The organism is Geobacillus sp. PK12 (assembly GCF_004123125.1).
Classification (GTDB): Bacteria; Bacillota; Bacilli; order Bacillales; family Anoxybacillaceae; genus Geobacillus; species Geobacillus zalihae.
In genome coordinates this window covers 1-12355 of record NZ_SDKL01000055.1, presented here as the reverse complement: position 1 = coordinate 12355, position 12355 = coordinate 1, and the positions used below count along the sequence as shown (strand labels likewise).

Sequence of the window (12355 nt, the reverse complement as noted above, 5' to 3'; positions counted from 1 at the left end):
AAAAATCCTTTGTTTTGACCTTGTTAGGGTGCGAAATGTGAGCTTCATAGTACTGAATTGTTACAATACAGGCCTATGAATTGGTTCATAGGTACAATTGGGTATCTTCTAGATATACCCAATTGTACCTATGAGAATCATCTATATCTATGAGCACCATATTCATTCTAAATTAAAATAGTAAATTAAACTAATCTAAATGGCAAATTAGATTAATCTAATTGGCAAACCAGATTAATTTAATTGATAAATTAGGTTAGTCTAGTTAATAAATTAGATTAGTCTAATCATCTCGACTGATTAATCGTAATTAAAGATTAGCGCAAGTACAATTAAAAATAATTTTTAGCTAATTCTAAATTAATTCTGCACTAAGGTTAAAATGGAAAAAAAGTAAAGATATAATGTTTTAAAATTAATATCCATTCAATATTACAGAAAGGAGAATTTAATGATTAACTATGGAAAAGCCAAACGAAAAGTTAAACATAACCAAAGACATGCATATAAAAGACGTACTTGATGTATTAAATCAAGGGATCACAAAAGAGGAGATTGCAGCGAAAAGCGGAATTCGACTCACAGATTTAGAAAACAAACTAAGTAACGCTGGAATTACCCAAAATAAAGATGGGATGTATTTCGCCACTTCTGCCAAAGCACTGAACAAACGGTTAAGCGATAGAATATACAATGTACACAGAAAACGGGAGATGAAATCAGAAGTAGTTGATAAGTCGGGTTTAGAACGTCTTTTTTCTGAAGTCCGTGAATATATGAATGCTGAAAGAGAAAAAGCAAAATTATATAAGCCTTCCAAAGCAATTTGGGCTCAGGTAAAAGCTTTGCAAAAGTTATTATTGAACGTTCAGCAGGATTGGCTCATTGATGCTTTAATTAAACGAGCGTTAAATACACTATCCGTTACAGATGATTTACAAAAATATTTAGCTGAAAAAGAAACGAATCTATAAAATTTTGCAAAATAGCTGTTGACTTTTCATCATAATCTGATAAAATGGGAAGCAAATAAATAACTTAATATACGACAAGGGAAAACCCCATGCTTTACAGCGCTACTTATGTGTATATACACGCATAAGTAGTGGTGTTTAGCTTGGGGTTTTTTTGCGTTTTAGAGAAAAACTTTAATACGGGGGTAACAGATGATGAAAAAAACAACAATTACACCTGAATCTACACTTCTTGAAGGCTTTAATGAATTCGAAAAGAGCCAACCTTGGTCGAAGAATACTAGACGTAGCTATCGAAAAAATGTAATTAATCTATCAGATTATATGTTAAAACAAGGATTAGAACCGGTTTTTAAAAATATCGATTACGAATTTGTGAAAAAATGGGAAAATGATCAACGAAAACGATATAGTCCGGTATCTATCAAACAACACAAAGGAACGATGCAATCCATGTTCTCATATTATAACCAACTAGGAGTAATCACTGGGAACCCATTCTCAGCTTTAAAAGTAGTAAATGCTAATAAACCAAAACATCATTCCAGAGCATTAAATATCGTTGAATTATACCAAGTTTATAAAGCTGCGTTCGAGCTACAAGAAAACGGTGTTAATGTATTAATTCCAGTCCTTGTAGATATGTTTACAGCTCTTCGTGTCACATCACTTGAGAAACTAACAGTTCGTTCCGTTTCAACAACTATGAACGGGTTAGTTTACGAGTTTGATCCAAAAAAAGATCGAGTAAAAGAAGACAAACTACTTGACCAATATCTAGAAGAGGAAGGGGATAACCACACTGACAATTCACCGAACAGCAAAAACAAAGATTTCTTTATTCCATTGCCACCTAAACTGATGCAATTACTCATCAAATACACAGAACATATGAAACCAGAGGATGCGCTCCTATACGGTTTAAGAGGGAAACCGCTCGTTAACAAGCAAATGAATTATATAATTAATAAAGTATGCGAACATCTTGGATGGATGAAAGTAGAATACGAAAACTCTGAAAATGCGGATCATAACAACGTAAAAGGGAAGAAAGGAAGAATAGGGACAAAAACAGTCCATAAAACCGAGAAACATTTCACGCCACATGGACTCAGATACACTCTTTCTACTTTGTTTCATGAAATGGGGGTCTCAGATGATGCTATACGCTTTCTGCTTGGCCATTCCAGATATGAGTTAGGCGCTCTTCAACATTACATTTTAAGCGATGCAAAGTATATTAAAGAAATTCGAGCGGCTCAAGTAATAATCGAAACTCTTTTTGAAACTGCGATGGAACTTGAGTCGAATTACAATATCACTCTAAACTTAGAAGAAATTTATGATGAAATTCCTAATGTATTTAGGAATCAATTGAAAAACAAAAATTACATCAATCTGTTTAAAGAACATCTCGTAAAGTATGCATTTACAGCATTACAGCAAAAAATACTTAAGGAATCAGGGAATAATCATTCTGATTATTTCACATTTAAAGCACCAGAACTTTATAATCAGATTGTGATGGCGCAGCAGGGGTATTTTGCACATGCTCCAATGCCTTATCAGCAAACTCATGGAATGTACCCAATGCCGTACGATCTCACGCAACCAGTACCTTTGTATCCGCCAACTCATATTCACACGGGAAAATAACTACCCAGCTAGGGTAGTTATTTTCCGTACTAAGCAGGTTTCAAAATATGTTAAATGTTTCAATTGCTTTTTTCTTTTGCTCAAAATCCACATGTGTATACACTTGCGTCGTGACTAAACTTTCATGACCGAGTAGTTCTTGTACGGTACGCAAATCAACATTTTCTTTATTTTCTTGTATCAACAAGGTAGCAAACGTATGCCGTAAATGATGGAGTGAGAACCGTTGAGGTGGCAGACCTGCTTTTTGTAAGATTTCCTTAAATATCTTATGTAAACCACGCGGATTCAGTTTTTTACCGTTTTTATTTAAAAATACTGGTTGGGATGGATGGAGCTGATATTCTTCTAAACTTCCCATATAGCTTTTAATTAATGGGACAACCATGGGATGAAGGGGGAGTAAGCGCTCTTTTTTTCCTTTCCCATATATACGTATCGTGTTGTTAGATAAATCAATTTGTTCCCAAGTTAGTTCAACAATTTCAGATCTTCGCATACCCGTAGTGGCTAACAGTTTAAATAGAAGATGGTTTCGCATCGCCATTCGGCTATTGTCTTGCTCCAAAAAATGAAACAGCTTTCGAAGTTCAGACAAAGACATATAAGTCGGTAATTTACTATCCGTTTTAGGAGTATCAATTCCGATCATAAAATCGTTGTCGATTAGATTTTCTTTGACACAGTATTTACTAAACGATTTCAAACAAGAAATTCTCCGATAGATAGTTCTAGGTTTGACATTTTCTTTTGTAATCTGATGCTGGATGAAGCGACGAACATGCGTTTTTGTAATATCATTAAGTTGTACAGAATAACCATGTTGACTTAAGAAGTTCTCGAAACATCTCAAATCATACGCATAACCATCAACGGTGTTAAGTGAATAGTTTTTTTCAATTTGCAAGTACAAAACAAATTCATCAATTGCTTGTCGAAACAACATAAAAAAACACCTCCAGTTGATAATCAACGACCGATGATAATCGGTAAAAAATAAAATGATAATTCGTTTAAAAAATGATAATTCGTAGACACAAAAAAATTATGAGGAACTTAGGTTAACAAGTTCCGGATAATTGATTTTATGGGCACTTGAGGGAAGAAACCCTCCATTTGTGCGGAAATCATTAAGTTTACATAATATAAATTATAAGAAGTTATGAAAGAGTCTGTTTCGATAACAAGTAATCTCATAATAGTGAGACAAAACAAAAAAACGCCCATCGACACGCCACCTAAAATAAAATAAAAACGCGCAGCCTCTTGATTCTCATTCAAGAAGCTGCACGTTACCCACTGCGCGTCGGCAGCTGCAGGGACCGCATGATCTCATCCTTTCTCCTTTCGTTTAGGCAATATCCGTTTGACGATAGCGGACGCCTTTATACCGAACGCGAACTGGCACGCCTTTTTCTTGCTTATGCTTCACCAGAAGCCGTTGGGCTTTTGAAAAGGCTTCCATCATCCCAGATGCCGGAATGGCCTCTTCCCACACAATCGTTTTCCCTTGGACTGTGTAGAAGGAAAAGACATACTGTTTCACCGTCTTCACCTCCCTATTATTATTATAATCAAAGACTGTTTTTCCTAAACACAAAAACTGTTACAATTATGTTAACATTTTCTCTTCGGCGTTTCCGCAACAAATAAAGGTGTCCCAATCCTTCCTAAAAGAGATCGGAACACCTTTTTTCTTTTTGCGCATCTTTTGTCCGAATGGTCAGCCGCCAGCCACCGAGTTCACTCCACCCATACCGAACGACCGTGCCGTCCACAGCGGCGGCATCATGATTCAATGCCGGTTTGTTGCTTGTATTGTTTGACGGCCGCTTTATAGTCGGCTTGAATGGCATCTTTGTCTCGTCCGAGCCGAACGCTTAAAAAGTCGAGCACAGCTGCATCATGGGCAAGGCCAGCGGCAAACTGCCGCTTCAGCCAGCGTTCGCCGGCGATTTCCTCTGGGAACGTATGGGTCTCTCCCCCATCGGCATACACGCTCCAACCTTGAGCGGTTTTGCGACTCAGCCACCATTGGCCATGGTGATTTGTCCAAAACACTCCTTCGGCCTCGTCTTTTTTGTTCAATTGGTTTTGTTCCGCATCACCGTATACCGGCAGAAGCGGGAACGTCTCGACGACAAACAGCGGAAATGTTGTATCATCGATCAAACAGCCGGACGCCTTGGGATGGCCGCCGCCACCGAATTGCTGGGCAAACTCAGCGACGTTGACGTCATCATGAATGGTGCGAAAGCCAATATGTTTCGTCCCCATGTTGACTAAAGCGATCAAGTCAAGATGAGGATAACGCTTGGATAACGCATTGCCCAATTCCGACAAATGGCGCTCGGCAAAGACGACGCCGATGCAATAGTCACCAAGCCAGCGCTGAACAAGCTGTTTTTGCTTTTGCCGAATGTAACGCTGAATTTTCTTCTCTTCCATATCGAGAAGCAGCTCTTCCGTCTCGGTCAAGGAGAACGGTTCTCTGGAGGCGAGCCGCTCGCTCATCGTCTCCCAAAAGCCGTCAAGCCCGAAAATCGTCAACAAATCATTCAGCCGCTTCGCTTGCAAATTCCCATTCTCTTCCCATTCCCACGTGTCGTATTGGCGGACGAGCTCGACGAACCCATCTAGCGTTTCATTAGGTGCGAGTTTTCCCTCGCGGACGAGATAGTCGTAAAAGAGCGAGGTGGCGCACGTCTTTTTGCCATCATCCCTCACCGGCACCACCTGTCCCCACGGGTAGTCATTGAAATGAAGCGCCGTCACGTGGTGGTCGATCACTTGCACATGGCCGCCGCGCGCCGCCCGTTCAGCGAGTTGCTGTTCCACTTCCTTGCCGACGGCCAAGTCGGTGATAAACAACATGGCGCCGTTGGCCTCGTCGCTTTGCAAGAATTGGACGACCCGTTCATCCAAATTGCGATAGGAACAAAACGAAATGTTCACCTCGGCAAACGCCAGCTTCGCGAGCAATCCGCAGCCGATGCCGTCTAGATCGCTGTCAGTGAATAATTTGATCATGGGGTCCCACCTTTTTGTCACAAACTTTTTTGCAACCACGTTTTCAAGAGCGGCAACAGCCGATCCGGCAACTCGCTCACATGCGGAACAAAGACGCGGAAGCGACCATAGATGTTTTCAATCGTCCGCCGCGTTGACTCATCGTCGGCCCCGTGGCCTAAAAAGAGATTGACGACCTCAATGCCGCGGCGGCGCGCTTCGGCGACTGCTTCGTGCGTATCGATGATGCCGTTTTGTTCATATCCGTACGCGGCGGGTTCGCCGTCAGAGAAGACGAGCAGCACTTTTTGTGCTTCCGGGCGCTTGAGGAGCTGTTCGGTCATCCAGCGAATCGCCAATCCATCGCGATTATCTTCATGCGGCTCGAGCTGCAGGATCGCCGGGCCGCTCGACGGCTCAAGCGAGCGATGGAATGAGACCGCCATCTGCAAATAGTTCGGCTGACGCGAAGCGGTTGCTTCGTTCGCATCTTCCCAAAATCCGACAATTTGGTGCGGCACGCGCAACGTTTTCAGCACCTCATGGCAAAGAACGAGCCCGGTTTTCGTCTCTTCCATTTTGTCATGCATGGAAGCTGAGCAATCGACAAGCAGGCCGAAGACCGCATCAAACCGCCGCGTCGGCTCGCCTTTTTTGTAAAACAAGCGCGGCCGCTCATCCGTGAAAAACGACACCAATTGTTTGCGCAGCCGACCGACGGGCAAGTTCGTGCGCCAAGCGGAGCGCTTGTGTTCAAGCCATTGTTCCATGATGCGCACAAGCCGTTTTCGGTACGGCGCCACCGCCGCCTGTTTGGCGCGGTATTGCTCAAGATGCGCGAGGTTGGACGACGAAGGAAGAAGCACAAGATCGGCTTGGCGGTTGGCCTCGCCATACGGCGCACGGTTTCCAATCGGCGGCTGTTCGCTGAAGGATGCTTGCGCTTCCAGGCCATACTCGTTTCGCGCCGTCGGCCGAGACGTTCCTTTCACGACGGCCAGAGCCTGATCGCCGTCTTCACCCGGCCTCGCCTCATCGCTGATGATCTCGGTGCGGCTGCCTCGTTCGAGCTCAAAGCGGAGAAAGCTTCCACCCGCCCGGCTCGTTTCCCGATGCCATGTTGGCAGCACTTGCCGCTTGGCCTCTCCATCCGCCTCTTGAAGGGCATCGCGGTTTTCCAATGGGTTGGTCCGTTTGAGATCTTGAAGCGTCATCGTTTTCTCGTCCGCACCATCCTCAACGATTGGCAGCGATGTATAGGCATTGACCATATCATGAGGCAGCACGTCCTCCATCAGTTCCACAACGGCGAACGCCCAGTCCGCCACCTCGGCTGTCGAGGAAGCATCAAAAAATTGCGGCCATAACGTTTCAAGGCGCGCCTGCACCGCTTCATCCGCCATCGGAGCCAGCGGCGCATCATCAAGCGGCGAATCGGCCGTGAGCCGCAAATACATCCCCGCCAAAAACTGATCAGCCCAAGCGCCGCGCGTCCTGTTTGCTTGCCATTGCTGAGTGAAGTAGCGGCGGTACATGCGGCGGCGCGTGCGGAACCATCGCTTCATCCCGGGACGTTCCCGCTCGCAGACGGCTTCCAAGCGAAGATCTTCAGCGAATGTAAACAGCTGTTTGGAAAGCTTGGAGAGCGGTCGGGATTCCACCGCATGTCGGAAGGCGCGAACCGCCAATCGGTCGGTGTGCCGATACGTGCCGATGATGCGCAAGCCGACGTCGCTTTTCATTGCCGTTTCTCGCTCCAATGGTGGATACCCATCCCAAAAATGGCTGACGTAAACGACCGGCTTGACACAATGCACGCCGGAATGGGCGGCGAACTGGATGGCAACGTCGCGGCGGCGCATGAGCGTTTGGGCGAGGTCAGAAAGCTGCATGACCAAACTCGAGTCGACCGTTCGGTCATTGAACATCATAAACCGCTCCATGCCGAGCCTCCTATTCGTCAAACCACGTTTCGGCGATGTTGCGCACCGCCGCCCGTTCCCGTTCATCGTCAAGCTTATCGACGATGCTTCGCTCAATGGCCCGCAATGGCGGCATGTATGCCGCCAAATCGCACGCATCCAACAAAGCGCGCACCGAAGCCGCTTCCTCGGCGATTTGTCCGTTTCGCACCTGCGCAAGCAGATCCGCCGACAGGGCGACGAAACGATCGATCAACGTTTCATCCGTTAATGTAGTTTGCGCCAACAATACCGATTTTAATGTTTCTCCTTGCACATACGGCACATTGATGACGACAAACCGGTTTTTGAGCGCCTCATTGAGCGGTACGGTGCCAATATAGCCTTCATTGATCGCGGCGATGACGCCAAATGTCGGTTTCGCCTGTACGACATCGCCAGTCAGCGGATTGGTGAGCCGCCGCCGGTAGTCAAGGACGCTGTTTAAAATCGGCAGCGTTTCCGGTTTCGCCATATTAATTTCGTCAATGTATAGCAAATGCCCTTTTGTCATCGCCTGGATGACGGGTCCGGGCACGTACTCGATCACCGCCTGGCTGTTTTTGTGCACGATCGTCTTAAAACCGAGCAATGCTTCGGCGTCTAAGTCCACGGAACAGTTGATGCTGTGCATCGGTTGACCAAACAAAGCGGACAACGTTTCAGCAAGCCGCGTTTTTCCCGATCCGGTCGGGCCTTTTAAGAGCACGTTTTTCCCAAGCGCGAGCGCAATGGCGGCATCGTGCACGATCGCCTCATCTGCCGCCTTGTACCCGCCCGCTCCAATCAACGCGCGATCCGGATCGCGGCGGAACAGTTCTTTTCGCTTTTCCATTTCTTTCGTGACCGTCAACGGCCATGTTCCCATCTTCTGACTTCCTCTCTGTGGCGATCTTCCCCTCTCATTCTACTAGATCGCCCGGCGGGACGCAAAACAAAAGAACTAGACCATAAATATATTATGTAAATATAACAAAGAAAAAACGAGGCGCTCTCAACCGAAGTTGTCCTCAATCGCCTTGCGAATGAGCGCCGCGCACCGATCAAGCTCCGCCTTGAGCTGGCGTTTGTACAGCTTCGCCTTTTCCTGTCCGCCCTCGGCGAACCGATAGTAGACGACTTCTTGGTACTTCATTCCCTCTTTTTTCTGTTTCACTTGTTTTAAAATGCCGTCTTCGATCAAATCGTGCAGCGCCTTATACACTTCGGAGTGGTTCGGCCGGTAGCCGAACGGCTTGAACTCTTGGCGCAATACATCAAGCAGCTTCAGCCCGTAGAGCCGCTCCTGTTCGGTGAGCGTAATCAAATACAATTTTAAAAACGCACGTTGTTTTAACAGAAAACCGCTGGGCGTCCGTTTTTCTCCCATAGGCAGGCTTTTTCCCTCCTTCCCTACGGATGAAATTTCGCTCTTTGGGCGGCGAAATCCTGCTTGTCTTCATTATACCATGCGGGAAAGGAAAAATCCTCTCCCGCTTGGTTTCAATAAAACACGATCGTTTTGTTTCCGTGGATGATGACCCGGTCTTCCAAATGCCACCGAAGCGCCCGGGCGAGCACCGTTTTTTCAATCAGTCGGCCGATCCGCTTTAAGTCGTCCGGATGGTGGCGGTGATCCACGCGGGCGACGTCCTGCTCAATGATCGGCCCTTCATCCAAATCGTCGGTGACGTAGTGCGATGTGGCGCCGATCAATTTGACGCCGCGCTCATACGCCCGCTCATACGGACGCGCGCCGATAAAGGCGGGCAAAAATGAGTGGTGGATGTTGATGATCCGTCCCGGGAATTCAGCGACAAACGCCGGCGACAAAATTTGCATGTAGCGGGCAAGCACGATGGTGTCGATCTGATAGTCACGAAGCAGACGGATTTGTTCGGCTTCGGCGTCCGCTTTCGTTTCCTTCGTCACCGGAATATGCACATACGGGATGCCAAACGACTCGACCGTCTCGCGCAAGTCGGGGTGGTTGCTGATGACAAGGGCGATGTCGGCGATCAGCTCTCCCGCCTGCCATTGCCAAAGAAGTTCAAGCAGACAATGCTCGGCTTTGGAGACAAAAATCGCGATTCGCCGAATATCGTTGTGCAGCCGAAGCTGCCAACGCATCTGAAATTCAGCAGCGATCGGGGCGAACGCCGCTTCGATCTCTTCTTTTCGCTCGGCGATGTTCGGACAGTCGAACTCCAAGCGGAGAAAAAACGTCCCTCCCTCAGGGTCAGTCGAGTATTGGCTCGATTCAACGATATTCGCCCCTTGTTCGTACAGAAACGACGTCACCGCCGCGACGATGCCCGGGCGATCTGGGCAGGAAATAAGGATTCGAGCGCGTTGCTCGTAACCTTGCAAAAATGATTGCCAGCGATGTTGGCGAAATGTCGTCATGCGTTGTCTCTCCCTTTTCTTGCTTTTCCTTGCCATTCATCATACAAAAAATTCATGAACTTGCCAACAGGGAAGATAACAAAAGGAGGGTGTCCCAAAAGGATCGGGACACCCTTTCTTATTACCGTATATAGGTATAAAACAATCATTAAGAAACAATATGTTGTGTTTTGTTAAGGAAAATGACCCTTTGGGGTCAGCCCCCTGGCAAGCGAAAAACCTCTCTCAGTCTTTCGTCAAATCGCCGGCCGGGCCGAAAAATTCGTAATGGATGTGCTCCTCTGGCACACCCCATTGTTTTAGAGCGCGATAGACGGTTTTCATAAACGGCACCGGGCCGCAGAAATAAAAGTCTGCGTCTTTCGTCGGGATCACGGATTGCATCCATGCAAGGTCAATCCGCCCTTCTTTTCCAAAATGTGGATGGCGGCGGTCCTCGTCGGATGGCGACTCATAACAAATATGATAAGAAAATGACGGGCGTTCCGCCAACATCCGAAGCTCCTCGTCAAACGCGTGCACGCGGCCATTCAAAGCAGCATGCAAAAACGCCGCTGGGCGGGTCGGTTGGCGGATGGCCAACGTATGCGCCATGCTCAAAAGCGGAGTGATGCCGACGCCGCCGCTGATGAACACAACCGGCGTCGTTTTGGACAAATCAAGCGTAAAATCGCCGGCTGGAGCGCTAAGCTCGAGCACGTCGCCCTCTTGGACATGATCATGCAAATAGTTGGAAACAATGCCGGCCGGCTTGTCCGCTGTAGCTGCTTCCCGTTTGACGCTGATGCGGTAATACCCTTTTCCAGGTGCATCCGATAAGCTGTATTGGCGAATATGCGTATACGTCTCGCCCGGAATCGACAGTTTGACGCTCACGTATTGACCCGGCAAATAATCACTGATGGCCTTGCCGTCTTCCGGCTCCAAATAAAACGAAGTAATGACGCCGCTTTCTTTCACCTTTTTCACGACGACAAATCGGCGAAAGTCACGCCAGCCTCCGTGTTTGGCCGCTGCCTCATCGTAGAGCTCTTTTTCCACTTGAATGAAAACGGACGCAATGGCTTCATATGCTTCCGCCCAAGCCGTGATCACTTCGTCGGTGGCGGCGTCGCCGAGCACGTCTTTGATCGCCAGCAACAAATGCTTTCCGACGATCGGGTATTGTTCTGGTTTGATTCCTAAGCTGCGGTGTTTATGGCCGATTTGCCGCACAACCGGCAAAATCGCATCAAGCTGGTCGATATAGCGCGCTGCCGCATACACGGCTGCGGCCAAGGCGCGTTGCTGCCGCCCTTGCTTTTGGTTGGCGTGGTTGAAAATATGGAGCAGTTCCGGATGATTGGAAAACATGAGTTCATAAAACCGCTTCGTAATTTGTTCGCCATGTGTTTCCAAGACAGGCACCGTTGATTTCACAATTTCAATCGTTTTTGGATGCAATTTCGTTGTCGTTGTCATGATTTCATCCCCTTGTAAAACATGTATTTTTAATACATCTTTTATTCAACCATGAGCACTGCGAAAAAAGCAATATTTCAAATACATCTTTAATAAATTGTTCACAATTCTCCGTTCGAATCAGGTGTGGTACAATGGGATCAAGAATGTCGCTTAAAGGTTGTGAATCACGATGCAGTTGACGAACTATACGGAATACGCCTTGCGCGTCCTCTTGTTTTTAGGCGCGCTTGATGAAGAAGAAAAAACAAACATCAAAGACATTGCCGCTGCCTTTTCCATTTCAGAGCATCATTTAAGCAAAATCGTCTATGAGCTTGGCAAACTCGGCTACATTGAAACGATCCGTGGGCGCAACGGTGGAATCCGCCTTGCGAAACGCCCCGCGGAGATTGTCATCGGCGCGGTTGTTCGCGAAACGGAGGAAAACTTGTCGCTTGTCGAGTGTTTTGCCGCCCACGGCAATGAGTGCGTCTTAACGCCGGTATGTCGGCTTCGCTTCGCACTTCACGAGGCGTTAGAGGCGTTTTTGCGTGTGCTGGATGCGTATACGCTCGCCGACTTGCTTGAAGACCGAGCGTCGCTTCGTTCTTTATTGAAAGAGCGGCGCGGTTGAGGAAACTTTCTGGCTATAAGCTGGAGAGTTTTTTGGCGTTTGGCAGGCACACGATCACTAAGCATCGCTCTACGGAAGGAAGACGCGGGATGATGCGAAACCGATGGCGGCCTTTGCGGCGATTGGCACCTTGGCGCTCGGCCTTTGCGCGGGATGTGGCGGCAAGAACGATCATCAGTTGGAAAAACGAAACCAGTCGTCAAACATGGGCGGCGGGATGAATACGTCCGGCACCGGCCGATCACATCCGTGTGAGTAAAATATTTGTGGGTGACATTCCGAAATGATCCCCG

General features: G+C 47.2%; 12 protein-coding genes. 4 read left to right on the top strand and 8 right to left on the bottom strand.

Annotation, left to right across the window (positions count from 1 at the left end):
* The first annotated feature begins 461 nt into the window (after positions 1-461).
* Together ETR37_RS15275 and ETR37_RS15270 are read left to right on the top strand one after the other, a co-directional pair.
* Positions 462-974, top strand: coding sequence for a hypothetical protein (locus tag ETR37_RS15275; protein WP_129447485.1), 513 nt, complete (start codon positions 462-464; stop codon positions 972-974).
* Positions 975-1169: 195 nt separating this feature from the next.
* Entirely contained in the window at positions 1170-2630 is a 1461-nt protein-coding gene (locus ETR37_RS15270) for a tyrosine-type recombinase/integrase (RefSeq protein WP_129447484.1), read from the top strand.
* A gap of 40 nt (positions 2631-2670) precedes the next feature.
* On the opposite strand, the gene ETR37_RS15265 is transcribed toward ETR37_RS15270, so the two are convergent.
* From ETR37_RS15265 to hmpA, 8 genes are all read right to left on the bottom strand, one after another.
* Positions 2671-3576: a tyrosine-type recombinase/integrase gene (locus ETR37_RS15265; protein WP_129447483.1), complete on the bottom strand. Its 906-nt coding sequence runs from the start codon at positions 3574-3576 to the stop codon at positions 2671-2673.
* 405 nt (positions 3577-3981) lie between these two features.
* A complete protein-coding gene (locus tag ETR37_RS15260) occupies positions 3982-4176 on the bottom strand; it encodes a hypothetical protein (RefSeq protein ID WP_011231223.1) in 195 nt (64 codons plus the stop codon).
* A gap of 242 nt (positions 4177-4418) precedes the next feature.
* Positions 4419-5660, bottom strand: coding sequence for a DHH family phosphoesterase (locus ETR37_RS15255; RefSeq protein ID WP_013523761.1), 1242 nt, complete (start codon positions 5658-5660; stop codon positions 4419-4421).
* 17 nt (positions 5661-5677) lie between these two features.
* Positions 5678-7582: a nitric oxide reductase activation protein NorD gene (locus tag ETR37_RS15250; protein ID WP_081132582.1), complete on the bottom strand. Its 1905-nt coding sequence runs from the start codon at positions 7580-7582 to the stop codon at positions 5678-5680.
* A gap of 10 nt (positions 7583-7592) precedes the next feature.
* Positions 7593-8468 carry an ATP-binding protein gene (locus tag ETR37_RS15245; RefSeq protein ID WP_015374868.1) on the bottom strand — a complete coding sequence of 292 codons (876 nt, stop codon included), beginning with the start codon at positions 8466-8468 and terminating at the stop codon, positions 7593-7595.
* Between the two features lie 126 nt (positions 8469-8594).
* Positions 8595-8969, bottom strand: coding sequence for a replication termination protein (locus ETR37_RS15240; protein WP_011231227.1), 375 nt, complete (start codon positions 8967-8969; stop codon positions 8595-8597).
* Between the two features lie 113 nt (positions 8970-9082).
* On the bottom strand, positions 9083-9985 hold the full coding sequence (gene purU / locus ETR37_RS15235; RefSeq protein WP_013523764.1) for a formyltetrahydrofolate deformylase: 903 nt from the start codon (positions 9983-9985) through the stop codon (positions 9083-9085).
* A 225-nt stretch (positions 9986-10210) separates the two neighbouring features.
* Positions 10211-11446 carry an NO-inducible flavohemoprotein gene (hmpA, locus tag ETR37_RS15230; RefSeq protein ID WP_020755391.1) on the bottom strand — a complete coding sequence of 412 codons (1236 nt, stop codon included), beginning with the start codon at positions 11444-11446 and terminating at the stop codon, positions 10211-10213.
* Positions 11447-11618: 172 nt separating this feature from the next.
* Here hmpA and nsrR point away from each other — a divergent pair, with 172 nt between their 5' ends.
* Both nsrR and ETR37_RS19230 read left to right on the top strand, forming a co-directional pair.
* Complete coding sequence (gene nsrR / locus ETR37_RS15225) at positions 11619-12062, top strand: nitric oxide-sensing transcriptional repressor NsrR (RefSeq protein ID WP_011231230.1); 444 nt, start codon at positions 11619-11621, stop codon at positions 12060-12062.
* Between the two features lie 103 nt (positions 12063-12165).
* Positions 12166-12321, top strand: coding sequence for a hypothetical protein (locus ETR37_RS19230; protein ID WP_164978012.1), 156 nt, complete (start codon positions 12166-12168; stop codon positions 12319-12321).
* The last annotated feature ends 34 nt before the right edge of the window (positions 12322-12355 follow it).

Coding starts and splice junctions, on each gene's coding strand:
- ETR37_RS15275 (WP_129447485.1), top strand. CDS start 462: ATGGAAAAGCCAAACGAAAAGTTAAACATAACCAAAGACATGCATATA.
- ETR37_RS15270 (WP_129447484.1), top strand. CDS start 1,170: ATGAAAAAAACAACAATTACACCTGAATCTACACTTCTTGAAGGCTTT.
- ETR37_RS15265 (WP_129447483.1), bottom strand. CDS start 3,576: ATGTTGTTTCGACAAGCAATTGATGAATTTGTTTTGTACTTGCAAATT.
- ETR37_RS15255 (WP_013523761.1), bottom strand. CDS start 5,660: ATGATCAAATTATTCACTGACAGCGATCTAGACGGCATCGGCTGCGGA.
- ETR37_RS15250 (WP_081132582.1), bottom strand. CDS start 7,582: ATGGAGCGGTTTATGATGTTCAATGACCGAACGGTCGACTCGAGTTTG.
- ETR37_RS15245 (WP_015374868.1), bottom strand. CDS start 8,468: ATGGGAACATGGCCGTTGACGGTCACGAAAGAAATGGAAAAGCGAAAA.
- ETR37_RS15240 (WP_011231227.1), bottom strand. CDS start 8,969: ATGGGAGAAAAACGGACGCCCAGCGGTTTTCTGTTAAAACAACGTGCG.
- purU (WP_013523764.1), bottom strand. CDS start 9,985: ATGACGACATTTCGCCAACATCGCTGGCAATCATTTTTGCAAGGTTAC.
- hmpA (WP_020755391.1), bottom strand. CDS start 11,446: ATGACAACGACAACGAAATTGCATCCAAAAACGATTGAAATTGTGAAA.
- nsrR (WP_011231230.1), top strand. CDS start 11,619: ATGCAGTTGACGAACTATACGGAATACGCCTTGCGCGTCCTCTTGTTT.
- ETR37_RS19230 (WP_164978012.1), top strand. CDS start 12,166: ATGGCGGCCTTTGCGGCGATTGGCACCTTGGCGCTCGGCCTTTGCGCG.